The organism is Pseudomonas pergaminensis (genome assembly GCF_024112395.2).
GTDB lineage: Bacteria > Pseudomonadota > Gammaproteobacteria > Pseudomonadales > Pseudomonadaceae > Aquipseudomonas > Aquipseudomonas pergaminensis.
Window position 1 is genome coordinate 4753655 of sequence record NZ_CP078013.2, and the last position, 24772, is coordinate 4778426.

25 protein-coding genes are annotated in these 24772 nt (G+C 62.1%); 12 read left to right on the top strand and 13 right to left on the bottom strand.

Annotation, left to right across the window (positions count from 1 at the left end):
• Positions 1-23 precede the first annotated feature (23 nt).
• A complete protein-coding gene (locus KUA23_RS21445) occupies positions 24-776 on the bottom strand; it encodes a thioesterase II family protein (protein WP_252992811.1) in 753 nt (250 codons plus the stop codon).
• 302 nt (positions 777-1078) lie between these two features.
• Between KUA23_RS21445 and KUA23_RS21450 the strand changes: the two genes are divergently transcribed.
• The gene (locus KUA23_RS21450) at positions 1079-1630 is read left to right on the top strand and encodes an RNA polymerase factor sigma-70 (protein WP_005789991.1); all 552 of its coding nucleotides are present in this window, start codon (positions 1079-1081) and stop codon (positions 1628-1630) included.
• Positions 1631-1790: 160 nt separating this feature from the next.
• On the opposite strand, the gene KUA23_RS21455 is transcribed toward KUA23_RS21450, so the two are convergent.
• Positions 1791-2579 carry a substrate-binding periplasmic protein gene (locus KUA23_RS21455; protein WP_252992812.1) on the bottom strand — a complete coding sequence of 263 codons (789 nt, stop codon included), beginning with the start codon at positions 2577-2579 and terminating at the stop codon, positions 1791-1793.
• Between the two features lie 94 nt (positions 2580-2673).
• On the bottom strand, positions 2674-3297 hold the full coding sequence (locus KUA23_RS21460) for a TetR/AcrR family transcriptional regulator (protein ID WP_078049586.1): 624 nt from the start codon (positions 3295-3297) through the stop codon (positions 2674-2676).
• 153 nt (positions 3298-3450) lie between these two features.
• Here KUA23_RS21460 and KUA23_RS21465 point away from each other — a divergent pair, with 153 nt between their 5' ends.
• The 8 genes from KUA23_RS21465 (at position 3451) to ppnP (ending at position 12876) form a co-directional block, all read left to right on the top strand.
• A complete protein-coding gene (locus KUA23_RS21465; protein WP_252992813.1) occupies positions 3451-5229 on the top strand; it encodes an acyclic terpene utilization AtuA family protein in 1779 nt (592 codons plus the stop codon).
• Positions 5230-5242: 13 nt separating this feature from the next.
• Positions 5243-6115: an SDR family oxidoreductase gene (locus tag KUA23_RS21470; protein ID WP_252992814.1), complete on the top strand. Its 873-nt coding sequence runs from the start codon at positions 5243-5245 to the stop codon at positions 6113-6115.
• 3 nt (positions 6116-6118) lie between these two features.
• Positions 6119-7735 carry a geranyl-CoA carboxylase subunit beta gene (gene atuC / locus KUA23_RS21475; RefSeq protein WP_078049589.1) on the top strand — a complete coding sequence of 539 codons (1617 nt, stop codon included), beginning with the start codon at positions 6119-6121 and terminating at the stop codon, positions 7733-7735.
• A gap of 45 nt (positions 7736-7780) precedes the next feature.
• Complete coding sequence (atuD, locus tag KUA23_RS21480; protein ID WP_252992815.1) at positions 7781-8938, top strand: citronellyl-CoA dehydrogenase; 1158 nt, start codon at positions 7781-7783, stop codon at positions 8936-8938.
• On the top strand, positions 8935-9696 hold the full coding sequence (locus KUA23_RS21485) for an enoyl-CoA hydratase/isomerase family protein (RefSeq protein WP_252992816.1): 762 nt from the start codon (positions 8935-8937) through the stop codon (positions 9694-9696). The genes atuD and KUA23_RS21485 overlap by 4 nt, the downstream gene beginning before the upstream one ends.
• A 215-nt stretch (positions 9697-9911) precedes the next feature.
• A complete protein-coding gene (locus KUA23_RS21490; protein ID WP_252992817.1) occupies positions 9912-11795 on the top strand; it encodes an acetyl/propionyl/methylcrotonyl-CoA carboxylase subunit alpha in 1884 nt (627 codons plus the stop codon).
• A gap of 73 nt (positions 11796-11868) precedes the next feature.
• The gene (locus tag KUA23_RS21495; RefSeq protein WP_078049594.1) at positions 11869-12411 is read left to right on the top strand and encodes a 3'-5' exonuclease; all 543 of its coding nucleotides are present in this window, start codon (positions 11869-11871) and stop codon (positions 12409-12411) included.
• 180 nt (positions 12412-12591) lie between these two features.
• The gene (ppnP, locus tag KUA23_RS21500) at positions 12592-12876 is read left to right on the top strand and encodes a pyrimidine/purine nucleoside phosphorylase (RefSeq protein ID WP_034107898.1); all 285 of its coding nucleotides are present in this window, start codon (positions 12592-12594) and stop codon (positions 12874-12876) included.
• Positions 12877-12941: 65 nt separating this feature from the next.
• Here ppnP and KUA23_RS21505 read toward each other — a convergent pair whose 3' ends face one another.
• Both KUA23_RS21505 and KUA23_RS21510 read right to left on the bottom strand, forming a co-directional pair.
• Positions 12942-13748, bottom strand: coding sequence for an MOSC domain-containing protein (locus KUA23_RS21505; protein ID WP_252992818.1), 807 nt, complete (start codon positions 13746-13748; stop codon positions 12942-12944).
• 39 nt (positions 13749-13787) lie between these two features.
• A complete protein-coding gene (locus KUA23_RS21510) occupies positions 13788-14723 on the bottom strand; it encodes a chemotaxis protein CheV (RefSeq protein ID WP_078049596.1) in 936 nt (311 codons plus the stop codon).
• Between the two features lie 540 nt (positions 14724-15263).
• Here KUA23_RS21510 and KUA23_RS21515 point away from each other — a divergent pair.
• The 3 genes from KUA23_RS21515 (at position 15264) to KUA23_RS21525 (ending at position 17632) form a co-directional block, all read left to right on the top strand.
• On the top strand, positions 15264-15713 hold the full coding sequence (locus KUA23_RS21515) for a hypothetical protein (protein ID WP_177409497.1): 450 nt from the start codon (positions 15264-15266) through the stop codon (positions 15711-15713).
• 369 nt (positions 15714-16082) lie between these two features.
• Entirely contained in the window at positions 16083-16976 is an 894-nt protein-coding gene (locus tag KUA23_RS21520) for a sensor histidine kinase (RefSeq protein ID WP_099492353.1), read from the top strand.
• Entirely contained in the window at positions 16973-17632 is a 660-nt protein-coding gene (locus KUA23_RS21525) for a response regulator transcription factor (protein ID WP_078049598.1), read from the top strand. The genes KUA23_RS21520 and KUA23_RS21525 overlap by 4 nt, the downstream gene beginning before the upstream one ends.
• Here KUA23_RS21525 and yegS read toward each other — a convergent pair.
• From yegS to KUA23_RS21565, 8 genes are all read right to left on the bottom strand, one after another.
• Complete coding sequence (gene yegS, locus KUA23_RS21530) at positions 17591-18511, bottom strand: lipid kinase YegS (RefSeq protein WP_252992819.1); 921 nt, start codon at positions 18509-18511, stop codon at positions 17591-17593. The genes KUA23_RS21525 and yegS overlap by 42 nt on opposite strands.
• An 862-nt stretch (positions 18512-19373) precedes the next feature.
• Positions 19374-19766 carry a DUF2802 domain-containing protein gene (locus tag KUA23_RS21535; RefSeq protein WP_078049600.1) on the bottom strand — a complete coding sequence of 131 codons (393 nt, stop codon included), beginning with the start codon at positions 19764-19766 and terminating at the stop codon, positions 19374-19376.
• A complete protein-coding gene (locus KUA23_RS21540; protein WP_010564003.1) occupies positions 19767-20249 on the bottom strand; it encodes a chemotaxis protein CheW in 483 nt (160 codons plus the stop codon).
• Positions 20250-20329: 80 nt separating this feature from the next.
• A complete protein-coding gene (locus KUA23_RS21545) occupies positions 20330-21124 on the bottom strand; it encodes a CheW domain-containing protein (RefSeq protein ID WP_078049601.1) in 795 nt (264 codons plus the stop codon).
• A complete protein-coding gene (locus tag KUA23_RS21550) occupies positions 21124-21912 on the bottom strand; it encodes a ParA family protein (RefSeq protein WP_016976611.1) in 789 nt (262 codons plus the stop codon). The genes KUA23_RS21545 and KUA23_RS21550 overlap by 1 nt, the downstream gene beginning before the upstream one ends.
• A 51-nt stretch (positions 21913-21963) precedes the next feature.
• Positions 21964-22851, bottom strand: a complete 888-nt coding sequence (gene motD, locus KUA23_RS21555; RefSeq protein ID WP_078049602.1) for a flagellar motor protein MotD — start codon at positions 22849-22851, stop codon at positions 21964-21966.
• A gap of 15 nt (positions 22852-22866) precedes the next feature.
• Positions 22867-23607, bottom strand: coding sequence for a flagellar motor protein (locus KUA23_RS21560; RefSeq protein WP_033900785.1), 741 nt, complete (start codon positions 23605-23607; stop codon positions 22867-22869).
• Entirely contained in the window at positions 23607-24737 is a 1131-nt protein-coding gene (locus KUA23_RS21565) for a protein-glutamate methylesterase/protein-glutamine glutaminase (protein ID WP_028617312.1), read from the bottom strand. The genes KUA23_RS21560 and KUA23_RS21565 overlap by 1 nt, the downstream gene beginning before the upstream one ends.
• Positions 24738-24772 lie beyond the last annotated feature (35 nt).

Below are 24772 nucleotides of genomic sequence, written 5' to 3' on the forward strand. Positions count from 1 at the left end.
GAAATTCGGGAATTGGGGAGCTTTTAGCCAGCGGCCAGTTGCCGCGCCGCGCCATTGCGCCAGCGGGCCAGGTGTTCGTCGGCATAGCGCCGCACGCAACGCAGCACGGCGCTTTCGTGCTGGATGAGGAAGAAGTGGTGACCGTCGAACATGTCCAGGGAAAAGCCACTGGCGGCGTCGAGTTGCCAGTCGAGCAACTGGTCGGCGCGCACGCTGTCCTGTTTGCCGCCGAACACGTGGATCGGCATGTCCAACGGCGTGCGCTCGCCATAGGTGAAGCTGCCGCACAGCAGGAAATCGGCACGCAGGATCGGCAGCATCAACTGCATCAACTCGGGGTTGGCCAGGGCTTCTTCAGCGGTGCCTTGCAGTTCGCGCAGGCGGGTGATGAGTTGTTCGTCGGTCTTTTCGATGGCGTACTCGCTGACGTCACGACGCGCCGGCCCGGCCGTGCCGGAGGCGAACAACGCCAGCGGCGCGGGTACGCCGCGAGCGCTCAAGGCGTGCGCCAGCTCAAAGGCGAGCAGGCCGCCAAGGCTGTGGCCGAACAGGGCGTAGGGACCGTTCAAGTCGCGGCTGATTTCCTCCGCGAGTTGCGTGGCCAAGGCCTTGATATCGCGCTGCAGCGGCTCTTCCATGCGCATGCCACGACCGGGCAATTCCAGCGGACACACCTGCAACCATTCAGGCAAGGCCCGGCGCCAGCGCGCGTAAACCATGGCGCTGGCGCCCGAATAGGGCAGGCAGAACAGGCGCAGTCGAGTCGGCGTACTCATCGAGCGACGACTCCAAACTGAAACACGCTGTATGCACGATAGAAACCCATTTCGTCCTCCTGCGGGTGCTGATCCTTGGCCGTTTTACTAACGGACCTGTCACCCAGAAGAACGGACGGCACCGGCAAATAATTAGTCGCCGGGTACGAGCGAGACGTGGTTCACACCAAACAAGAAAGCATAAGATTAGTTCGCCTTCTCATTTGACAATCATTATCATTAAGCATAATTTGTTGCCCGATGTGTAGGAGGCCTCAGCAAGGACGCCCTCCCCTAACCTCTTTTGCGACAAGGTGATTTCCATGACGGAACAAGTATCCACAGGCAGGTGCGACTCACCGCTTCTCCAGGCATTCGTCGATAACCGGCTGATTCTGGTGAAGATCGCGGCACGCATTACAGGGTGCCGCTCCCGAGCCGAAGACGTAGTGCAGGACGCCTACTTCCGGCTGCAATCGGCGCCGACGATCACCTCATCGTTCAAGGCCCAGCTGAGTTATCTGTTCCAGATCGTGCGCAACCTGGCGATCGATCACTACCGCAAGCAGGCCCTGGAGCTCAAATACTCCGGGACGGAAGAGGAAGGCTTGAATGTGGTTATTCACGGCGCTTCACCGGAAACCTCGCACATCAATTTCAACACCCTGGAAAACATCGCCGACGCCCTGACGGAGCTGCCCCAACGCACCCGCTACGCGTTCGAGATGTACCGCCTGCACGGCGTGCCGCAAAAGGACATCGCCAAGGAACTGGGGGTTTCGCCGACCCTGGTGAACTTCATGATCCGTGATGCGCTGGTGCACTGCCGCAAGGTGTCGGGCAGCCATAGCGATACGTTTGCGCGCAGGGTTTGACGCTCAGCAGAGTGATCTGACACTCAGCAAATCAAATGTGGGAGCTGGCTTGTGTGGGAGCTGGCGATGCGGTTTGACAAATACACCGAGTCGCCCGCATCGCAGGCAAGCCAGCTCCCACATGAGCCTATGTCCACCAAGACGATCTGCAGCGTGCCTGTCAGGGCACCGGCATCACATCAATACGATACGGCTCGAAAATCTTCAGCATCTCGCCATCGTCACGCAAGCGCTTGAGCAACGCGGAAAAGGCTTCCCCCGTGATCGGCGCCTTTGGCCGCAGCAGCGCATAGTGGTGATACACCTGGTCGATGCGCTCCGACACCAGGAACTGCCCCGCCATCTCCGCGTTGCGCACCATAAAATCACTCAAGTACGAACGGGTCACCAAGGCGATGTCGGCACGCCCGCGCGCAACCATCAGCAGGTTGCTGTCATGGGAATAGGTCAACGTGGCGTTGAAGTGCTCGGCCATGTACTTGGGGTCGGGGTTGAAGTTGGCGAAGGCGTAGTGATACCCGCTGAATACGGCCAGGCGTTTGCCCTTGAGGTCGGCGAAATAGCGTTGGTCGCGACCGGTCTCACGCTGGGCGACGAAGATTTCTGCATCTTCCAGGCCCATGTCGACGGTAGTGTGGGGAATCTTCTGCCAGCCCCAGTCGGGGTTTTCGAAGATGGCCATGTCCACCCGGCCCTGCTCGAAATCACGAAAGCGTCGCGGGATAGAAGTGGGCACCAGTACAAATTGGTAGTCGGTTTGCGAGGCGTTGAGGGCCTCGACCAGTTGCGGCAGCAAACCGGTGTCGGCGCCCTGCTCGGGGCGCACGGTGTAGGGCGGGAAATGTGCCGCACCGATGCGGACCAATTGCGCAGCCGAAGCCGGCACCCACCACGCGGTGCCCAGTGCCCAAAAGGTCAGTCCTGCAGCCAGCCGCCATGGCGAAAACATCAAGGCACACACCGTTTAAAAACACTCATGGCGATAAGCTAGGCGTTTTTGTCTGGCGAGACAACTTTCCACCGGCAAATTAATAGCTTGCGCCTCAATCCGCTTTCAGAACCATCAGCAGGGCTTCTTCGGCCAACTGCTCAAGCGTCAGGCTGCCCTCGGCGCGAAACCAGGTGGTGGTCCAGGACAAGGCGCCGGTGAGGAAACGCCGAGTAATAAATACATCGCCACGGATATAACCGGCGTCCTTGGCCTCGCCCAGTACCTGCAGCCAGATCGCCTCATACACATCGCGCAGGGCCAGCACCTGGGCCTGGCCTTCGGCCGACAGTGAACGCCACTCGTACACCAGCACCGCCATGGCTTCGCCGCTGCCGCCCATGATCGACTGCAATTCGCAGCGGATCAGCGCCAGCACGCGTTCGCGCACGTTGCTCGCTTCTTCAAGCGAAGCGCGCATCATCGCGGTGTTGTAGTGGATGGTTTCTTCCATCACCGCGCGCAGGATCTCGTCCTTGCTCTTGAAGTGATGAAAGATGCTGCCGGACTGGATGCCCACGGCGCTGGCCAGGTCGCGCACGGTGGTGCGCTCAAAACCCTTGTTGCGAAACAGGTGGGCCGCGGTTTGCAGCAGCTTGCCACGGGCACTGTCGGGGTCGGTCAATTGGCCGCCATCGACCATGGTGCGCATCACCCGCAGGGCTTTGTGCTCATCCATGCCTCTCTCCTCTACTTCCACGGACGTCTTGGCCGGCAATTTAGGCCGTGCCGGCCACCCAAGCAAGCGCTTGGCTAAAACTTGTGTCCGGAGTTTACAAACCAAGCGCTTGCTTGGTAGTCTCGTTGCCAGCCATTCGAGGAAGGATTTCTCATGAGCAAGACGGTTCGCATCGGCTGCGCCAGCGCCTTCTGGGGCGACACCTGCACCGCCGCAGCCCAATTGGTGCACGGCGGCAAACTGGATTACCTGGTGTTCGACTACCTGGCGGAAATCACCATGTCGATCCTCGCCGGCGCGCGCATGAAAGATCCCCAGGCCGGTTATGCCACGGATTTTGTCGAGGTGCTCACCCCGCTGCTCGCCGATATCCAGCGCCAGGGCGTGCGGGTGATCAGCAACGCCGGCGGTATCAACCCCCAGGCCTGCGCCGCCGCCCTGCAAGCGGCCTGCGACAAGGCAGGCGTCGCGCTGAAAATCGCCGTGCTCCTGGGCGATGACCTGCAACCCCAGCTCAAGCATCTTCACACCATCACCGACATGTTCAATGGCATGCCACTGCCGCCGATGTGCGTGTCCGCCAATGCCTACCTGGGTGCACCGGGCATCACCCAGGCGCTGCGGCTGGGTGCGGATATCGTCATCACCGGCCGGGTGGTCGACAGCGCAGTGGTCAGCGCCGCGCTGGTGCATGAATTCGACTGGTCATGGCAGGACTACGACCGCCTCGCCCAGGCCGCGCTGGCCGGGCATATCATCGAGTGTGGCGCGCAGTGCACCGGCGGCAACTTCACCGATTGGCGCGACGTGCCGGACTACGAGCACATCGGTTTTCCCATCGTCGAAGTCAGCGCCGACGGCCAGTTCACCGTCAACAAAGTCGACGGCACGGGCGGACTGATCAGCGAACTCAGCGTGGCCGAACAGCTGCTGTATGAAATTGGCGACCCACACGCGTACCTGCTGCCGGATGTGATCTGCGACTTCAGCCAGGTCAAGCTGCAGCAACAAGGCAAGCACTGCGTACGCCTGCACGGCGCCAAGGGTTTGCCGCCGACCGACCAGTACAAAGTCAGCGCCACTTACCCGGACGGTTTCCGCTGCACCGCCAGTTGCCTGATCGCCGGGATCGATGCCGTGGCCAAGGCCGAACGGGTCAGCCAGGCGATCATCAACAAGACCTCGGAACTGTTCAGCCAACGCGGCTGGGCGCCTTTCACCGAAGTGAACATCGAATTGCTCGGCAGCGAAGCCACCTACGGCGCCCACGCGATGCGCCAGGACTGCCGCGAGGTGGTGGTGAAACTGGCAGTGCGTCATCCCAACAAACAAGCATTGGTGCTGTTCGCCCGCGAAATCGCCCAGGCCGCTACTGGCATGGCGCCCGGCCTCACCGGCATCGTCGGCGGACGGCCAACCGTGTACCCGTTGATCCGGCTGTTTTCGTTCCTGATCGACAAGGCCTCCTGTGACATCGAGATCGACTTCCAGGGCGAACGCCACGCCTGCGCACGGCCGATGGCCGACACGCCCACCCTGCCGGATGCGCCGATTGAGCCACCCACGCCACAAGGCCGCGCCGACGCCAGCGTACCGTTGGTGAAACTGGCCGTGGCGCGTTCCGGCGACAAGGGCAACCACAGCAACATCGGCGTGATCGCCCGCGACCCCGACTACCTGCCGTGGATCGCCGAAGCACTCACCCCGGCAGTGATCGTCGACTGGATGGGCCATGTGCTCGACCCCGTGCATGGTCGCGTCGAGCGCTGGTACCTGCCCGGCAGCCACAGCCTCAATTTCCTGCTGGAAAACGCCCTGGGCGGCGGCGGCATCGCCAGCCTGCGCATCGACCCTCAGGGCAAGGCCTTCGCCCAGCAACTGCTGGAAATTCCCATCGCCGTGCCGCAACACATCGCAGATTCTCTCACCTGACAGGAGCCTTGCCGTGGCCTTCGACTCAATCTTCAAAGCCGATCTGTTCCAGGGGCAAACCGTGATAGTCACCGGTGGCGGCAGCGGCATTGGCCGTTGCACCGCCCATGAACTGGCGGCCCTCGGCGCTCACGTGATCCTGGTGGGGCGCAAGGCGGAGAAACTGCAGAACGTCGCCATCGAGATCGCCGAAGACGGCGGCACCGCCGATTGGCAGGTGTGCGACATTCGCGATGAAGAGGCGGTCAAGGCGCTGGTCAAACACATCATTCAAGCGCATGGCCCGATCCACGGCCTGGTCAACAATGCGGGCGGCCAATATCCGTCGCCGCTGGCCGCGATCAATCAAAAAGGCTTCGAGACCGTGCTGCGCACCAACCTGGTTGGCGGCTTCCTGATGGCCCGGGAAGTGTTCAACCAATCCATGAGCAAGCACGGCGGCGCCATCGTCAACATGCTCGCCGACATGTGGGGCGGCATGCCCGGCATGGGCCACTCAGGCGCGGCGCGTGCCGGCATGGACAACGTCACCAAGACCGCCGCCTTTGAATGGGGTTATGCCGGCGTCCGCGTGAATGCCGTGTCGCCGGGATGGATCGCCTCCAGTGGCATGGACACCTACGAAGGCGCCTTCAAGGCGGTGATTCCGACCTTGCGCGAACACGTGCCGCTCAAGCGCATTGGCACCGAGTCGGAAGTCAGCGCGGCGATCGTGTTCCTGCTCAGCCCCGCCGCCGCCTTTATCAGCGGCAGCACCTTGCGCATCGACGGTGCCGCCAGCCTGGGCAGCCGCGCCTGGCCATTGCACAAGGCGCAATCGCCGAGCGAACCCTTCAATGGCTTCCACCGCGCTTACCTGCCCGATGTGCTCAAGACGGAGCAATAGACCATGCCGGTGATTGAATCCTTGATCGACACCCACAGCGCCCAGTTCGCGCAAAACCGCGAAGCCATGCTGGCGGCCATCGCCCAGCTTCAGCAGTTGGAACACAACCTGCTCGCCAAGGCGCAGGAAGCCAAGGCCAAGTTCGACAAGCGCGGCCAACTGCTACCCCGCGAGCGCCTCAACCTGCTGCTGGACCCCGGCGCGCCGTTCCTGGAACTGGCCAGCCTGGCCGGCTACAAGCTGCACGACGACAAGGACGGCAGCGCCGCCGGTGGCGGGTTGATCGCCGGCATCGGCTACGTCAGCGGCGTGCGCATGCTGGTGGTGGCCAATAACAGCGCGATCAAGGGCGGTACTATTTCCCCCTCCGGCCTGAAGAAATCCCTGCGCCTGCAACAGATCGCCATGGAGAACAAACTGCCGGTGGTGACCCTCGCCGAAAGCGGCGGCGCCAACCTCAACTATGCCGCCGAGATTTTCGTCGAAGGCGCGCGCAGCTTCGCCAACCAGGCGCGCCTGTCAGCCATGGGGTTGCCGCAGATCACCGTGGTGCATGGCTCGGCCACGGCCGGCGGCGCCTATCAGCCAGGGTTGTCGGATTACGTGGTGGTGGTGCGCGGCCGGGCCAAGCTGTTTCTCGCCGGCCCGCCGCTGCTTAAAGCCGCGACCGGCGAAGTGGCGACCGATGAAGAACTGGGCGGCGCCGAGATGCACGCACAAACCGCCGGCACCGCCGAGTACCTGGCGGAAAATGACGCCGACGGCGTGCGCATCGCCCGCGAGATTGTCAGCCTGCTGCCCTGGAATGATCACCTGCCACCTGCGACCAAGCGGGCTTATGCAGAGCCGCTGTACCCCATCGAAGACCTGCTGGGCCTGATCCCGGATGACCCGAAAAAACCCTACGACGTCCGCGAGATCCTCGCGCGCCTGGCCGACGGCTCGCACTTTCTTGAATTCAAGGGCGAGTTCGACGCCCACACTGTCTGCGGCCACCTGCACATCCAGGGGCGCGCGGTCGGTGTGATCGGCAACAACGGCCCCATCACGCCCAAGGGCGCGAGCAAGGCCGCGCAATTTATCCAGCTGTGCGACCAGAGCCGCACGCCGCTGGTGTTCCTGCACAACACCACCGGCTTCATGGTGGGCACCGAATCGGAGCAGCAAGGGGTGATCAAGCACGGCGCGAAGATGATCCAGGCGGTCGCCAATGCGCGAGTGCCTAAACTCACGGTGGTGGTGGGCGGCTCCTACGGCGCCGGCAACTACGCGATGTGCGGCCGCGGCCTGGACCCACGCTTCATTTTCGCCTGGCCCAACAGCCGCACGGCGGTGATGGGCGGTGCCCAGGCGGGCAAGGTGCTGCGCATCGTCACCGAGGCCAAGCAGTTGAAGGACGGCCTGGTGCCAGACCCCAAGGTCCTGGACATGCTGGAACAGGTCACCGCGCAGAAGCTCGACAGCCAATCCACTGCACTCTACGGCAGTGCGAACCTGTGGGATGACGGGCTGATTGATCCCAGGGATACCCGCACGTTGCTCGGCTTTTTGCTGGATATCTGCCATGAGGCCGAAGTGCGGGCGTTGCAGCCCAACAGCTTTGGCGTGGCGCGTCTCTAACGTTCGCCCGAGACGCCCCGCGTCGCGATAAGGAGCACAATAAAAATGATCTTCACCCAGGAACACCAGGAACTGCGCCGCACCGTCCGCGCCTTCGTCGACCGCGAGATCAACCCCCATGTTGACGAGTGGGAAAAGGCCGGGCGCTTCCCCATCCACGAGATCTTTCGCAAGGCCGGTGACCTCGGCCTGCTGGGCATATCCAAGCCGGAGCAATTCGGCGGCATGGGCCTGGACTACAGCTATTCCATCGTCGCCGCCGAAGAGTTCGGCACCATCCGCTGCGGCGGCATTCCCATGTCCATCGGCGTGCAGACCGACATGTGCACCCCCGCCCTCGCCCGCTTCGGCAACGATGAACTGCGCGACGAATTCCTGCGCCCGGCGATCAGCGGCGAGCAGGTCGGCTGCATTGGCGTCTCGGAAACCGGCGCCGGCTCCGACGTGGCCGGGCTCAAGACCCACGCGCGCAAGGACGGCGACGACTACGTGATCAACGGCAGCAAAATGTGGATCACCAATTCGCCCAGCGCCGACTTCATCTGCCTGCTGGCCAACACCTCCGACGACAAGCCGCACATCAACAAGTCGCTGATCATGGTGCCGATGAACACCCCCGGCATCAGTGTCAGCCCGCCCCTGGAAAAGCTCGGCATGCACAGTTCCGAGACCGCCCAGGTGTTCTTCGACGACGTGCGCGTACCGCAGCGCAACCGCATTGGCCACGAAGGCGCGGGGTTCATGATGCAGATGCTGCAGTTCCAGGAAGAACGCCTGTTTGGCGCGGCCAACATGATCAAGGGCTTGGAACATTGCATCGACAGCACTATCGAGTACTGCAAGGAGCGCCAGACCTTCGGCAAGGCGCTGATCGACAACCAAGTGATTCACTTCCGGCTGGCCGAACTGTCCACCGAAATCGAATGCCTGCGCGCTCTGGTCTACCAGGCCACCGAGCAATACATCAAAGGCCAGGACGTGACCCGCCTGGCTTCCATGGCCAAGCTCAAGGCGGGCCGCCTGGGCCGCGAAGTCAGCGACAGTTGCCTGCAATACTGGGGCGGCATGGGCTTCATGTGGGACAACCCGGTGGCCCGCGCCTATCGCGATGTGCGCCTGGTCTCGATCGGCGGCGGCGCCGACGAAATCATGCTGGGCATCATCTGCAAACTGATGGGCACCTTGCCGGGGAAAAAATCATGAACACCCTGCTGCTCGAACCGCACAACGGTGTGCTGCACATCACCCTAAACCGCCCGGAATGCCGCAATGCGATGAGCCTGGAAATGGTCAATGAGCTGCGCAGCGTGCTGGCGCAGCTGGACAGCCAGACGCGGGCCGTGGTGATCAGCGGCGCGGGCGGGCACTTTTGCGCCGGGGCGGACGTGAAAGACCTGGTCACGGCGGGCAATCAACTCCAGGCACTGAACCGGGCGTTTGGCACCTTGCTGCAGGCAGTGGAAGCCGTACCGCAAGTGGTGATCGTGGTGCTGCAAGGCGCGGTGCTGGGCGGCGGTTTTGGCCTGGCGTGCGTGAGCGATATCGCCATCGCCGATCACCAAGCGCAATTCGGCCTGCCGGAAACCAGCCTGGGCTTGTTGCCGGCGCAGATTGCCCCGTTTGTGGTCAAGCGAATTGGCCTGACCCAGGCACGCCGCTTGGCACTGACCGCCGCGCGCTTTGATGGCGTAGAGGCCGAGCAACTGGGGGTCGTGCACTTCACCGAGCGCGATCCGCAGGCGCTGGCAGAACGATTGGATGAAGTGTTGAGCCAGGTACTGAAGTGTGCGCCAGGCGCCAATGCACGGACCAAAGCGCTGCTGCTCGCGAGTGTGGATGAACCGCTTGAGGCAGTACTGGATCGCGGAGCGCAGTGGTTTGCCGAGGCCGTGAGGAGTGAGGAAGGGATTGAGGGGACGCAGGCGTTTGTGCAGAAGCGGAAACCGAAGTGGTGCAGATGACGCCTTCGCGGGCAAGCCCGCTCCCACATTTGGACCGAGTACGGCACGTACAAACCGGTCGGCTCTAAGGCCGCCGCGCTTTTGATTTTGATCTTGGGCGCCCCGTCAAACACGCTGGCCGAACGCAGGCTTGAATCCGTGGGTAACCCGCTGTAAGAGCGGAACCGCCAGCAGCCGTTACCGCAGAAATGGATATGTACCCGAGGACCGCAGCAATGCCGCAGCTAACAAAAATCCTGATCGCCAACCGCGGCGAAATCGCCTGCCGCATCCAGCGCACCGCCCAGGCCTTGGGCTATCGCACCGTGGCCATCTACAGCGACGCCGACGCCCAGGCCCTGCATGTGCAGATGGCCGACGAAGCCGTCCACATCGGCCCTGCCCCCGTCCACCAGTCATACCTCAACATCGAAGCCATCCTCAACGCCGCCAAACTAACCGGCGCCGACGCCATCCACCCCGGCTACGGCTTCCTCTCCGAAAACCCCGACTTCGCCCGCGCCTGCCAACACGCCAACCTCACCTTTATCGGCCCGAGCGTTGAAGCCATCGAACTGATGGGCAGCAAACGCCTGTCCAAACTCGCCATGCTCGAAGCCGGCGTTCCCTGCATCGCCGGCTACCAGGGCAGCGCCCAGGACGACACCACCCTGCAACAGGAAGCCGACCGCATCGGCTACCCCCTGATGATCAAGGCCAGCGCCGGCGGCGGCGGTCGCGGCATGCGCCTCGTACACCAATCGAAAGACCTGCTGGACAACCTGCACACCGCCCGCTCGGAAGCCAAAAACGCCTTCGGCAGCGACGAACTGATCCTCGAACAAGCGCTGATCGACCCGCGCCACGTCGAAATCCAGGTGTTCGGCGACAGCCACGGCCACCTGATCTACCTCGGTGAGCGCGACTGCTCGATCCAGCGCCGCCACCAGAAAGTCATCGAAGAAGCCCCCTGCCCTGTCATGACGCCCGAGCTGCGCCAAGCCATGGGCGAAGCTGCTTTGAAGGCCGGACGTGCGGTGAACTACGTCGGCGCCGGCACCGTGGAATTCCTGCTCGACCGCCACGGTCGGTTCTACTTCCTGGAAATGAACACGCGCCTGCAAGTGGAACATCCGGTGACCGAACTGACCACCGGCCTCGACCTGGTGGATTGGCAACTGCAGATCGCCGCCGGCCAGCCACTGCCGCTGACGCAGGCGGACGTCACCCTGAGCGGCCACGCCATCGAGGTGCGCCTGTACGCCGAAGACCCGGCCCAAGGCTTCCTGCCGCAAACCGGCGAAGTGCTGCGCTGGGAACCGGCGACTGGTGTACGCATCGATCATGGTGTGGTGCAAGGCCAGTGCATCAGCCCGTTCTACGACCCGATGCTCGGCAAGCTCATCGCCCACGGCGCCACCCGCGAAGAGGCGCGGCGTAAACTGCTAAGGGCGGTGGAAGACACGGTATTGCTGGGCCTGCAGACCAATCGGCAGCTATTGGCCGCCCTGCTCAAGCACCCGGATTTTATTGCTGGCGATTTCAGCACCGGGTTTATCGCGCGACACTTCAGCGAAATCCAGCCCCAGCCCCCCTCAGCAGAACAACTCAGCCTGGCCGCCGCACTGTTTTACGCACACAGCGCACACCAGCATCCCCAAGCCCTGGCCGGATGGCGCAACAACGCCAGCGCGTCCCGCAGCTACCGGCTCGAGGTCAACGGCGAGCTCCACACCGTCAGTACCGAGCCCCTGCCCCTTACCATCGACGGTCGCTTCGCCACCTGGGTGTCCAAGGGTATCCGCCGTCGCATTGCCTATCACCTCGAAGCCAACCGACTGTGGCTACCCGGCCTCACCGTGGTCGACCGCAGCCAGCACATCGCCAGCCGCCAGGCCAACGCCAGCAGCGGCACAGTCAAGGCGCCGATGGACGGTGCGATTGTCGATGTGCGGGTCAGCGCCGGCGACAGCGTCACCAAAGGCCAACTGCTGCTGGTGCTCGAAGCCATGAAAATGGAGCATCCGCTGACGGCCGGTATCGACGGTGTGATCAAGGGCGTGCAGGTGGCCACGGGCGATCAAGTGCGCAATCGTCAGGTTTTACTGGAGATCGTCTAGCCCCTAGGCGGAACTACAGGGCCGGGCTACGCTCTATCCCCAACAGAAAGGGAAGAGAACGGGAACCTGCGCGATGCCCCATTGGCTGATTATTGACCTTGAAGCCACAACGGATGAAGGCGGCTGGCCCGTGACGGAGATGGAAGTCATCGAGATCGGCGCGAGCCTGGTGAACCGCCAGGGTCGCGAGCTGGATCACTTCCAGCGCTTTGTGCGACCGCTGCGCCGGCCATTGCTGACGCCCTTTTGTCGCCAACTGACCCACATCACCCAAGCAAACATCGATACCGCCGCGCCGATCACTGAGGTGTGGCCGTTGTTCGAACGCTGGCTGGGCCAGCATCAGGCGCGCCTGGAAGGTTGGGCCAGCTGGGGTGATTACGATCGAAAGCAGCTGGAGTTGGAGTGGCAGCGTCATGGCCTGGCCAGCGCACTCGCCCAGACACCCCATGTGAACCTCAAACAGCGCTTCGCCAAGGCCCGGCGCCTGGACAAGCCCCTTGGGCTCAACGGCGCGCTGCAATTGGCGGGGATGCAGTTCCATGGCCAGCAACATCGGGCGCTGGAGGATGCACGCAACACCGCGCGCCTGCTGCCGCTGATTCTGCCGGTCTAGGCAGCTCCCCAAGGCTTGGGCATACTGGCCGACCTATTTCCGTAATCTGCATTCCCTGTAGACGCCGGCTTGCCGGCGATGAGGCCCGCATGCCGTGCATCGCACAAGCGAATGCCATCGCCGGCAAGCCGGCGCCTACAGGGTGCGTGAAGCCTTTACTCACTTTTCGAGGATTCGCCCATGTTCAAAGTCAACGAGTACTTCGACGGCACCGTCAAGTCGATCGCTTTCGGCACCCCAGAAGGTCCGGCGACCATCGGCGTCATGGCCCCCGGCGAATACGAGTTCGGCACCGCCCAGCGTGAAATCATGCACGTGGTGTCCGGTGCCCTGACCGTCAAGCTGCCTGACGCCAGCGAGTGGGAAACCTTCGCCGCCGGCAGCCAGTTCAACGTACCGGCCAACAGCAAGTTCCAGCTGAAGGTCGCCGTGGACACCGCTTACCTGTGCGAATACCGCGGCTAAGGGTCAGCCACAGGCAAAAAAAAGCCCGTCTCGCAGGAGACGGGCTTTTTTATGGGCGCGGGAAATTACTCAAGAATCGTCACCGGCATCCCGACTTCCAGGCGACCCACGCCATCGTTGACCAGGTTTTGGCCGAACATCGCGCCATTTTCAGTCTTGCGGTAGGCCTCCAGCGTCGCGAAGGGTTCGCGGTCGGCGCTGCGTTCGCCGGTCTGCGGGTCGATGGTGGTGAGGATGCAGCGCGAGCACTGCTTGACCGCTCGAAACTCAACATCACCGATGCGCAGGCGTTTCCAGCCGTCCTCGGCAAAAGCTTCGCCGCCTTCGATCACCAGGTTGGGACGAAAACGCAGCATCTCCATGGGGCGGCCGATGCGTCGCGACAGGTCATCCAGCGAGGCCTGGCCGATCACCAGCAGCGGGTAGCCGTCGGCGAACCCAACTTGATCGTCATCTTTGCCATAACCGGCTTCGGTGGTGCGGGCGCGTTCGAGGGGGATCTGCACCAGGCGCGTCGGTTTGCCGATAAAGGCACTGACCCAGGCCGCGGCCTCGTCGCCGGCGTCGGGCACACGCAAGGTGTCGCGCCAGATGGTCACACCGCGTAATTGAGCGTCGCTACCAGGCAACGCCACGTCCAACGGCGTGTAGCCTGGCGAACTCAGGGTGAGCCCGCCTTGGCTGTTCCACAGGGCCGAGAGTTGGCTCATCTTGGCCACGGCACGCTGCGTGAGGAAACGCCCGCTGGCCTCATCCACCAGCATCCAGCGTCGATCGCCGTCCACCCCAAGCTTATCCAGGCCGACCTGCTGCACTATTTCGGCCTTGCCGGACTTCAAGGGGTAACGGTACAACGCGCTGAGACGAAGCATGGGCCTGCATTCCTGAGGGGCAAAGCCGTCACCCTAAGGTCAAGCGGGCACTTCGTCCAGCATCAGACGCTGACGCACTACATCCACCAGCTTGTCGGGCTGGAATTTGGACAGGAAGTTGTCGCAGCCGACCTTCTTCACCATCGAGTCATTGAAACTGCCCGACAAAGAGGTGTGCAGCACCACATACAGCTTGCGCAGGCGCGGGTCGTTGCGGATCTCAGTGGTGAGACGGTAGCCGTCCATTTCAGGCATTTCGGCATCGGTGAAGATCATCAGCAGCTTGTCGGTCATCACCTGGCCACTGTCGGCCCAGGCCTTGAGCATGTTCAGTGCCTTGAGGCCGTCGCTGGCAATGTGCATCTTCACGCCCAGTTGGCCGAGGGTGTCGCGCAATTGCGAGAGGGCCACGTTGGAGTCATCCACCAGCAGCACTTCACGGCCACGGGCGCGCTCCAGCACCGGGTCTTCGAGTTTCTCGCGGGAGACCTTGGCGTTGTACGGCACAATTTCAGCCAGGACTTTTTCCACGTCGATGATTTCCACCAGCTGGTCGTCGACCTTGCTGATGGCCGTGAGGTAATGCTGGCGACCGGCACTGGCCGGCGGCGGCAGGATGGCTTCCCAGTTCATGTTGACGATGCGGTCAACGCCGCCCACCAAAAACGCCTGCACGGAGCGGTTGTACTCGGTGACGATAATGGTGCTGTTGGGGCCCGGCACCAGCGGGCGCATGCCAATCGCCTGGGACAGGTCGATCACCGGCAGGGTCTGGCCACGCAGGTTGACCACGCCGCACACGAACGGATGACGTTGCGGCATCAAGGTCAACTTGGGCAGTTGCAGCACTTCCTGCACCTTGAACACGTTGATTGCGAACAACTGGCGCCCGGCCAGGCGGAACATGAGGATCTCCAGGCGATTCTCACCCACCAGCTGTGTGCGTTGATCTACCGTGTCGAGAATGCCGGCCATTAAAAGCTCCTGTTGCGCTGAGGAATTGTGCGGTTCACATAAGCCTGGTTATCGGCGGCGAACGCCAGACCTTGACCCTGGTAAAATGCCACGTAAATTCATTGATGTCACACTGACATCATGGTTTACTGCGCTGGCCACTCCAGATGGCGGTATAGCGACGTTGCGCGACATTCAATTCGAAGCAAGGTTCCGCTATGTAAGGGATTCCCCTAGGCACAATCAGGCCCAACCTGATATTCGCAATATCTAATAGCCATTAATGTGACGCCATTCTCAATGCATGAATGGAGTCAGGCTTTTGTTTGCCATCCCAAGCCCTCGGCCCGCAGGCCTTCCAGACATACAGATGTCGGCCATTGAAGGTGTGCAACTGACCCCGCTCATGAGGGCAGCGCACCGCCGTTGCCGCCACTCTAATAAGCGTCCTACTGAAAACTCAGAAGCGACCTACAGATCTCAGTCATATTTCAGCGCTACTTTTAAGCCATTCACCCGGTGCGACATCTCATCACCCGACCTTATGTTGTGGAGACTTGCATGATGAACAGCGCAAATGAATGGCAGACCACACTTCCCGAGTTTTTGTTGGAAGCGGAAAGGCTACTGGCCAAGTCGGAAGAGTGCTTGAGCCATTTGCACCTGATTCGCGACGACAGCGACGCCATCGACTGCATGAAGTCCAGCCTGGCCAAACTGGCCGAGAAGGCCGACAGCCTGGCCCTGCAGGCAATCAGCGAGTTTTCCCGGCATATCCAGTACCTGATCGCCAACGCCGCCAGCCCCATGCAGCTGCATGATCAGGCGCTGGATGCCTTGCATGCTTGCCTGACTTTATTGGCATGGCAACTGGAACTCATCGACACCCGCACCGGCGAACTGGGTATGGATGAGAGTGAGCAGGCGACATTGATTGCAACGGTTACGTTGCAGATTCCGCAAAAAGATTTCAGTTATAAACCGCAGCAGCGCTTGCATCATACGTCTTGAGTGAATATCCATGTCGTATTTAAACTGAAGTTGTCTGAAAACGACCCCACCATTAATCGAGTTGAATTGAGTCGCGCGGGCAAAGATATCAATTAGCCATTAACGGTAATAACGATACAACCTTGCAGAAATAATATAACTTCCCCACTTCATGAACTCTGGGAATACCGCCCGGAGCATTTGCGCGGTTATTAATCCTGCAAGGCACGGCACCAGGCGACCAACGGTAACAGTGGTGGTACTATGCCCCGCTCGAAGTGACTCAACTTCATCATGCATAAAAACGATTCGATAACGCATTCCAAACAGAGCCCAGTCAGCCGCCGTGACCGGTCTTCCCGCAGCGAACCTTCATTGGCTCCATCCGCTATGTACGCCAGTCTCAAGCCCCTCATCGCCAGGTTCGCGTCCCGCAGCAATGCACGCCGTTTGATCCTTGCCCTGTGCCTTGCTTCGCTGCTGCTCGGCCTGTGGGCCTACACCCGTTCCGAGGCGCTGCCATTGCTGGTGATCGTGCTCAACCTGGCCACCCTGGTGGTGGTCGGCCTGCAACAATGGCGCTCGCGCAAGTCCATCAAGTTCCAACCCCAGGAACTGGCCGACCGCCTGTTGCAAGTGCAGGAGAACGAGCGCCACCGCCTCAGCCGCGAACTGCATGACGATATCGGCCAACTGCTCACCGCCGCCAAACTGCAAAGCGAATGGCTCAAGCGCCGCCTGCCCGAAGACCTGCAAAGCCAATGCACAGTGCTGTGCAACACCCTGAATGAAACCCTGGCCAAGGTGCGCGACGTCTCCGCCATCCTCAACCCTCGCCAGTTGGCCAGCCTGGGCCTGGAGGCCAGCCTGCGCGCGCACCTGCTCAAGACCCTGGAAAACACTCCGATTCACTGGAGCCTGGAATGCCAGCAACGGCTGACCGGCATCCCGGAAGAAATGGCCGTGGCGGCCTTTCGCATCACCCAGGAAGCCGTGACCAACATGCTGCGCCACGCCAAGGCGCGCAACCTGCTGGTACGCCTGCAACGCCTGCCCGAGGGCCTGTCGCTGGTTATCTGCGATGACGGGCAGGGTTTTTCGCCAGCCATCAACCCAGGCCTGGAAGGCCAACGGGGCATGGCCGGCATGTCCGAGCGGACTGATCAGCTTGGCGGTTCATTATCCGTCAGTAGCCAGCCAGGCAAAGGGACACGGATCGAAGCGCTTTTCCCCTGGGCGCCGCGCGCCCTCGAACGGGCCAGTTCCCCTAAGGTTCTCGAGTGACCTGCAAATTACTCCTGGTGGATGACCACGCACTGATCCGGGCCGGCGTTCGCGCGCTGGTCCAGGACATTCCCGGCTACACGGTGATCGGCGAAGCCAGCGATGGCGCGCAGTTGCTGGAGCAGTTCAGCGCCCTGCTGCCGGATATCGTGCTGTTGGACTTGTCGATGAAACACACCGGCGGCCTGGATGCCTTGCAGCAGCTCAAGCGCGTCTACCCCAAGAGCAAAGTGCTGATCCTTTCGATGCACACCGACCCGGAACTGATCATGTGCGCGCTGGAATCCGGCGCCCATGGCTACCTGCTCAAGGACACCACCGCCAACGAGCTGGAACACGCACTGCTGGCCTTGCGCAACAACGAACGCTACCTGAGCCCGGCGATTGCCCACACCGTGATCAACCAGGCGCTGGTGCGCAGCCAGGGGCCCACCACCCCCGCCGGCCACAGCCACAACCTCACGGCGCGGCAGTTGGAGATCCTGCGCCTGATCGTGCGCGGCAAGTCCACGCGGGAAATCGCCCACGGCCTGGGCCTGAGCATCAAGACCGTGGAAGCCCACCGCTCGCAGATCATGAAGCGCCTGCAGATTTTCGACGTGGCGGGCCTGGTGCTATTCGCGGTGCGCGAGCAGATCATCAGCCTGGACGACTAACGGCGAATCCACCGGCAGGTGCACGCGCAAGGCTTGAGGCAAGGCTTCGAAGTGCAGGTCATCACCCTCCAGCGGCTCCCCATCGAGGTTGATATACAGCCCTTGCGCGACCTTGATATTCACCCATGGCAGGCGCGCGCGGACAAACATGGTGTCCAGGCCCCAGCCGTTGTTCATCAACTCGCGCAATGTACCGACCACTTCCTGGGGGGCCGGCAGGATACTGACGTCCAGCAGGCCGTCATCGGCCATGGCGCCTGGGCAGAGCTCATGCCCACCGCCTGCCTGGCGACCGTTGCCGATCCCCAGGGCGAGCAGCTCGCCTTTCCAGTGGAAATCGGGGCCATCCAGCTCGGCGTAGGCGGCCTTCAACTCACTGAACCGCGTCAAGCCAGTGAACAGGTAGGCGGCGCCACCCAGGACTTTTTTCAAGTCTTCGGAGGTGTTGGCAGTGACCTGGCTGCCGAAACCGCCGGTCGCCATATTGAGGAAGATCTGCCCGCCGACCTGGCCCAGGTCGATGGCCCTGGGTGGCACGTCCAGCAGTGCCAGGGCCTGGGCAGGCCCCAGCGGCACGCCGGCGGCCTTGGCGAAATCGTTCGCGGTGCCCAGGGGCATCAGCAACAGGCTGGCGTCGGCCTTGGCCTGGGCCATGGCTTCGGCCACATCGCGCAGGGTGCCGTCGCCGCCACCGGCGATGATGTGGGTGTAGCCGTCAGTGAGGGCTTCGTTGACCAGCCGCTGGGCGTCGCCGCCTTCCCAGGTGACCCGCACCGCCAACTCGCCGCCCTGCTCGCGCCGGGCCTGCACGGCGGTGCGGACGTCCTCGTTGAGGGCTTGCTTGCCGTGGAGGATCAACAGGGCTTTGGGGGTGGTCATTGCGGGAATCTCCTGATTCAAGGGTGCTTGGAGGATGTGGACCTTGGGCGGGGAGAAAAAAGCCATTGGATGGGAAAAAAATTGGATGATTGAGTGCATATCCGTTTTTTGGGTAACGGCGGGTATTGGTTCCGCCCTTACGGCGGGTCACTTTTGAAAAGAGCCCAAAAGTAACCAAAAGGCTCTTGCCCCAACACTCGGTACCTCGCCTAGGCTCGGTATGCCCGTAATCCGACAGGTATTTGGGGGGCCGCCGCCACGCGCCATCCATGGCGCGGGGCGGCTAAACCGGCATCCCTGCCGGTTTACCCCCCAAATCCCTGCCGAATTCCGGCCAGCGTGTTTGACGGGGCGCCTAAGATCAAGATCAAAAGCAAGAGCACAGCGGCCTGACAGCCGGCTTAAGTGGTGTGAAGCAAAGGCAAAAGCCAACGCGGCCCACTGTAGGAGCCGGCTTGCCGGCGATGGTCGTTAACGATGACGTGGGGTGTCTGGATGAACGCGGCGGTCTCACGTTTTTCGCCGGCAAGCCGGCTCCTACAATGGACCGCGTATCCACGATGCGAAGCGAGTCGCTCTTGATCTTGATCTGAGGCGCCCCGTTAAACACGCTGGCCGAACGCAGGCTTTGGAGCGTGGGTAACCCGGCAGGACGCCGGGTTAGCCGCGCTGGGCCAAGGATGGCCCATCGCGGCGGCCCACGCTCCAAAGCCGGAGTGAGGGCACACCGAGCCTAAGCGAGGTGCCGAGTGTTGGGGCAAGAGCGTTTTGCTTACTTTTGCGCTTTTCAAAAGTGAGCCGCCGTAAGGGCGGAACCAATACCAGCCGTCACCGCAGCAACGGATATGTACTCACAACCCAATCAACTCTTATGCAACTTACTCATCAGTTGCGCTTCAGCCTGCGTCAACCCACATGACTGCGTCAGCTCATCCACCGTAGCCCCCATCCCCACCAACTTCGCCGCCTGCGCAAACGAAAGGCTCGACGGATCCCGCTGCTCAATCTGCGCCAGCTTGTCGGGCAACGGCGCAAGGATGGCGCGCAGTTCATGCACCTCATCCCCCACCTTCACCGCACTCTGCTGGTAATGATCAACCCGCTTGACCAACTCCAGAATGCGCCGGTCACGCACCGCATCACGCTCGGCCTGCTGCAGGAACAATTCGCGCTGCTGGCGCACATAGCGCAGCAGGAACGCCAGGGTCCCGGCCCACAACAGGGCCAGGACAATCACCGCGGCCTCAAAGAACAATCAGATGCTCTCCAGTTCCGACCATTCTTCTTCGCTCATCATCTTGTCCAGCTCAACCAGAATCAGCAGTTCGCCGTTCTTGTTGCATACGCCCTGGATGAACTTGGCGGACTCTTCGTTACCCACATTCGGTGCGGTTTCCACTTCCGATTGGCGCAGGTACACCACTTCCGCCACGCTATCGACCATGATCCCGACCACTTGCTTGTCGGCTTCGATGATCACGATACGCGTGTTGTCGTTGACCTCAGTCGGTACCAGGCCAAAACGCTGGCGGGTGTCGATCACCGTCACCACGTTGCCGCGCAGGTTGATGATGCCCAGCACATAGCTCGGCGCACCCGGTACCGGGGCGATCTCGGTGTAGCGCAGCACTTCCTGCACGCGCATCACGTTAATGCCATAGGACTCGTTGTCCAGTTTGAAGGTAACCCATTGCAGGATCGGATCATCCAAACCTTGTGCGGACGCTGACTTATTCATACCCCTGACCCCTTCAAATGCCGCATGACACGGCGTGTGTGCTTCGCTGACCGCATTCGCATGCGGCCCTTATTGTTCAATCAACTGCGTTTGTTCTGTGGCATCGCCTTGACCGCGCCACTGGCGATCAACTCGGCCAGTTCGGCGACGTCGAGCAACGCGCACATGTGTTCGATCACGGTGCCCGCCAGCCAAGGCCGTTGGCCCCGGTGGCTGCGCCATTTGATTTCGTTCGGGTCCAGGCGCAACGAGCGGCTGACCTGATGCACCGCCAGCCCCCACTCATAACCCTGCACCGAGATCACGTACTGCAAGCCTTGGCGGAAGTCGTCGCGATAGCGGTCGGGCATGACCCAACGCGCGGTATCCAACACTTTGAGGTTGCCCGCCTGGCTGGGCAGGATGCCGAGGAACCACTCCGGCTGCCCGAACAGCGGCGTCAGTTCCTGACCTTCCAGGGAGTAGATCGAGCCCAGGCACACCAGTGGTACCGCCAGGGTCAACCCGGCGACATCGAACAGCAGGCATTCGAACGGCTCGGCAGCCCAACTCGGACGCCCATCGCCAGTCACCGGCGGCGGGGTGATGCTCGGTGGCAGGTGCACTTCCACCACCGGCTCGACCACCACGGGCGCAACCACTGCCGGCGCGATCGGCACGATGACCGGGGCAACCGGCACAACCTGCGCGTCGCGGGCCTGCTCTTCCAGAACGGCCAACTGGAATTCATCCAGCGTGCTTTCCGGCTCTACAGCGGGCTCCAGCACCAGGATCGGTTCCGGCAATTCTTCCGCGGTCGCATCCTGCAGCAAGGCATCCAGGTAGGATTCCAGTGCCAGTTGCGGCCGGGTCTTGAGTTCTACGGGACGGTTCATCACGCCACCTGCGCCACAAGTTGCTGGGACAGCAGGTGCTTGAGCAACGCGCGGTAGGCCAGTACGCCTCGGCTTTTCGGGTCGAACTGCGACGGCGCCAGGCCGGCGCGGCTGGCGTCACGCAGGCGTGTGTCCACCGGGATGTAGCCGTTCCAGATGGTATCCGGGTAGGCATCGCGCAACACACGCAGGGTGCCGAGGGATGCCTGGGTGCGGCGGTCGAACAAAGTCGGCACGATGCTGAACGGCAGCGCCTGTTTGCGCGAACGGTTGATCATTGCCAGGGTGCTGACCATGCGCTCCAGACCTTTGACGGCCAGGTGCTCGGTCTGCACCGGGATCACCAACTGCTGGCTGGCCGCCAACGCGTTGACCATCAACACGCCCAGCAACGGCGGGCTGTCGATGATGGCGTAGTCGAAGTCCTGCCAGAGTTGCGCCAGGGTCTTGGCGATCACCAGGCCCAACCCGCTCTGCCCCGGCGACTGGCGTTCAAGGGTGGCCAGGGCGGTGCTGGAGGGCAGCAGGGAAATACTCTCGTTGCTGGTGGGCAGCAGCAGTTGCCCCGGCAAGTCGGCGGGCACGCTGCCCTTGTGCAGGAACAGGTCGTAGTTGCTGTGTTCCAGCGCATCCGGGTCGTAGCCGAAATAGCTGGTCATGGAGCCGTGAGGGTCCAGGTCCACCACGACCACGCGCTTGCCCGCCTCGGCCAGCAAGCCGGCTAAGGCGATGGAGGTGGTGGTCTTGCCGACCCCACCCTTTTGATTGGCAACTGCCCAGACTCTCATTCGGTTGGTTCCTCCCGGCAGGCACAGGCGCGACCGAGACATTGCATAAGGTTATTGAGCCGGCGACGGAGAATTGACGGCGCTCTGACGAACCGGCGGTTTTACAGGGGGCGGTGCAGTTTGTGTGCCAGCCCGCTTCAAGGCGGCATCCGGTGTCGCATTGGCGGTACCGGTGCCGGTCAGGCTGCGGCGCACATCCAGGTTGCGCGAGACCACCAGCACCACCCGACGGTTACGTGCGCGCCCCTCCACCGTGGCGTTATTGGCCACCGGCTGGAACTCGCCATACCCCACCGACGCCAGGCGCCCAGGGTTCACACCCTGCATCGCCAGCATGCGCACGATGCTCGCGGCACGTGCCGAAGACAGCTCCCAGTTGGTCGGGTACTGCGCGGTGCTGATCGGAAAATTGTCGGTAAAGCCTTCCACGTGGATCGGGTTCTCGAACGGCCGCAGGATCGCCGCCACCTTGTCGATGATAGTGAACGCCTGGTCACTGGGCATCGCATCGGCACTGGCAAACAGCAGGCTGGAGTTCAGCTCGATCTCCACCCACAGCTCGTTGCCACGCACGGTCATCTGGTTGGAGCTGATCAAATCGCCGAACGCGGCGCTGATGTCATCGGCAATGCTTTTCAGCGGATCGCTGGTTCCACCCACGCCTGCGGCGGTTTCATCGCTGTCGTTGACCAACGGTTTGGCCGGCGTCACGGTCTTGGGCCGTTCTTCGCCGATGGGGATCGGCTTGAGGGCGCGGTCGGCATCGTTGAACACGCCGATCAGCGCCTGGGAAATGACTTTGTACTTGCCTTCGTTGATCGACGAGATGGAGTACATCACCACGAAAAACGCGAACAGCAAGGTGATGAAGTCCGCATAGGACACCAGCCACCGCTCGTGGTTGACGTGTTCTTCAGGCTCGCGACGGCGACGGCTCATAATCGATATCTCCCATCAATCCATGAAGCCCTGGAGCTTCAATTCGATGGAGCGTGGGTTCTCACCCTCGGCGATCGACAGGATGCCTTCCAGCAACATCTCGCGGTAACGCGACTGGCGCATGGCAATCGACTTGAGCTTGCTGGCCACCGGCAACAGCACCAGGTTGGCACTCGCCACGCCATAGATGGTGGCGACAAATGCCACGGCAATGCCGCTGCCCAGTTGCGACGGATCGGCGAGGTTGCCCATCACGTGGATCAAGCCCATCACCGCACCGATGATGCCGATGGTCGGCGCGTAGCCGCCCATGCTTTCGTAGACTTTGGCGGCGTTGATGTCGCGACTTTCCTGGGTGTAGAAATCCACCTCCAGGATGCTGCGGATCGCTTCCGGTTCGGCGCCGTCCACCAGCAATTGCAGGCCTTTGCGTGCGTAGCTGTCCGGCTCGGCGTCAGCCACGCCCTCCAGGCCCAGCAGGCCTTCCTTGCGCGCGGTGAGGCTCCAGTTGACCACGCGATCAATGCCACCTGGCAGGTCCACGCGAGGCGGGAAAATGATCCATATCAGAATCTGCATGGCGCGCTTGAACGAGCTCATGGGCGACTGCAACAACGCCGCGCCCACGGTACCGCCAATCACGATCAACGCTGCCGGGCCGTTGGCCAATGCGCCGAGGTGACCGCCTTCGAGGTAGTTGCCGCCGATGATCGCGACAAACGCCATGATGATGCCGATCAGGCTCAATACATCCATCAGAGGCAGGCCTCCACCAGATGCTTGCCGATGTCGTCCAAGCTATAGACGGCGTCGGCCAGGTCCGCCTTGACGATGGCCATGGGCATGCCATAGATCACGCAGCTGGCTTCGTCCTGGGCCCAGATTGCGCTGCCGCCCTGCTTGAGCAGCCGCGCGCCTTCACGGCCATCGGCGCCCATGCCGGTGAGGACCACCGCCAGAACTTTGTCGCCGTAGGACTTGGCCGCCGAACCAAAGGTGATGTCCACGCAGGGTTTGTAGTTCAGGCGCTCATCGCCCGGCAGGATTTTGATCGCGCCACGGCCGTCCACCATCATTTGCTTGCCACCCGGCGCCAGCAACGCCAGGCCAGGACGCAGGATGTCGCCATCCTCGGCTTCCTTGACACTGATGCGGCACAGCTTGTCCAGGCGCTCGGCGAATGCCTTGGTGAACGCCGCAGGCATGTGCTGGATCAGCACGATCGGCGCCGGGAAGTTGGCCGGCAGTTGGGTCAATACGCGTTGCAGGGCCACCGGGCCGCCCGTGGACGTGCCGATAGCCACAAGTTTGTAGGCCTTGCGCTTCGGCGCAGGCGAATGGGCAGTCGCAGGCGCAGCAGCGCGAACCGGCGCCACGGCAGGCCGTGCAACCGGCGCAGGCGCTGGACGAGCAAACGATGACGTCGGTGCAGCCGGTGCTGCAACCGGTGCAGGCGTCGGCGCTGGCGCGCTGAACAGGCTGCGACGGTTACTGCGCGAAATGCTGTGCACTTTCTCGCACAGCATTTGCTTGACCTTCTCGGGGTTGCGCGAGATGTCTTCGAAATTCTTCGGCAGGAAATCCACCGCGCCAGCGTCCAGCGCATCCAGGGTGACCCGGGCGCCTTCGTGCGTCAGCGAGGAGAACATCAACACCGGGGTCGGGCAGCGTTGCATGATGTGCCGAACTGCCGTGATGCCATCCATCATCGGCATCTCGTAGTCCATGGTGATCACGTCCGGTTTCAACGCAATGGCTTGATCAATCGCCTCTTTGCCGTTGGTGGCCGTGCCGACCACCTGGATCGTTGGATCGGCGGAAAGAATTTCCGAGACGCGGCGGCGGAAGAAACCCGAATCGTCCACCACCAGGACCTTGACTGCCATAAACACTCCGTTAGGCGGGGCGGGCACTACCGCCC

Bases quoted from the DNA above. Each gene is read 5' to 3' on its own strand.
- KUA23_RS21510 (WP_078049596.1), bottom strand. From the start codon at position 14,723: ATGGCCGGCATTCTCGACACGGTAGATCAACGCACACAGCTGGTGGGT.
- KUA23_RS21550 (WP_016976611.1), bottom strand. From the start codon at position 21,912: ATGAGAGTCTGGGCAGTTGCCAATCAAAAGGGTGGGGTCGGCAAGACC.
- atuD (WP_252992815.1), top strand. From the start codon at position 7,781: ATGATCTTCACCCAGGAACACCAGGAACTGCGCCGCACCGTCCGCGCC.
- motD (WP_078049602.1), bottom strand. From the start codon at position 22,851: ATGAGCCGTCGCCGTCGCGAGCCTGAAGAACACGTCAACCACGAGCGG.
- KUA23_RS21515 (WP_177409497.1), top strand. From the start codon at position 15,264: ATGATGAACAGCGCAAATGAATGGCAGACCACACTTCCCGAGTTTTTG.
- KUA23_RS21455 (WP_252992812.1), bottom strand. From the start codon at position 2,579: ATGTTTTCGCCATGGCGGCTGGCTGCAGGACTGACCTTTTGGGCACTG.
- KUA23_RS21465 (WP_252992813.1), top strand. From the start codon at position 3,451: ATGAGCAAGACGGTTCGCATCGGCTGCGCCAGCGCCTTCTGGGGCGAC.
- KUA23_RS21540 (WP_010564003.1), bottom strand. From the start codon at position 20,249: ATGAATAAGTCAGCGTCCGCACAAGGTTTGGATGATCCGATCCTGCAA.
- KUA23_RS21505 (WP_252992818.1), bottom strand. From the start codon at position 13,748: ATGCTTCGTCTCAGCGCGTTGTACCGTTACCCCTTGAAGTCCGGCAAG.
- KUA23_RS21545 (WP_078049601.1), bottom strand. From the start codon at position 21,124: ATGAACCGTCCCGTAGAACTCAAGACCCGGCCGCAACTGGCACTGGAA.
- yegS (WP_252992819.1), bottom strand. From the start codon at position 18,511: ATGACCACCCCCAAAGCCCTGTTGATCCTCCACGGCAAGCAAGCCCTC.
- KUA23_RS21450 (WP_005789991.1), top strand. From the start codon at position 1,079: ATGACGGAACAAGTATCCACAGGCAGGTGCGACTCACCGCTTCTCCAG.
- KUA23_RS21490 (WP_252992817.1), top strand. From the start codon at position 9,912: ATGCCGCAGCTAACAAAAATCCTGATCGCCAACCGCGGCGAAATCGCC.
- KUA23_RS21460 (WP_078049586.1), bottom strand. From the start codon at position 3,297: ATGGATGAGCACAAAGCCCTGCGGGTGATGCGCACCATGGTCGATGGC.
- KUA23_RS21485 (WP_252992816.1), top strand. From the start codon at position 8,935: ATGAACACCCTGCTGCTCGAACCGCACAACGGTGTGCTGCACATCACC.
- ppnP (WP_034107898.1), top strand. From the start codon at position 12,592: ATGTTCAAAGTCAACGAGTACTTCGACGGCACCGTCAAGTCGATCGCT.
- KUA23_RS21520 (WP_099492353.1), top strand. From the start codon at position 16,083: ATGTACGCCAGTCTCAAGCCCCTCATCGCCAGGTTCGCGTCCCGCAGC.
- atuC (WP_078049589.1), top strand. From the start codon at position 6,119: ATGCCGGTGATTGAATCCTTGATCGACACCCACAGCGCCCAGTTCGCG.
- KUA23_RS21495 (WP_078049594.1), top strand. From the start codon at position 11,869: ATGCCCCATTGGCTGATTATTGACCTTGAAGCCACAACGGATGAAGGC.
- KUA23_RS21565 (WP_028617312.1), bottom strand. From the start codon at position 24,737: ATGGCAGTCAAGGTCCTGGTGGTGGACGATTCGGGTTTCTTCCGCCGC.
- KUA23_RS21560 (WP_033900785.1), bottom strand. From the start codon at position 23,607: ATGGATGTATTGAGCCTGATCGGCATCATCATGGCGTTTGTCGCGATC.
- KUA23_RS21445 (WP_252992811.1), bottom strand. From the start codon at position 776: ATGAGTACGCCGACTCGACTGCGCCTGTTCTGCCTGCCCTATTCGGGC.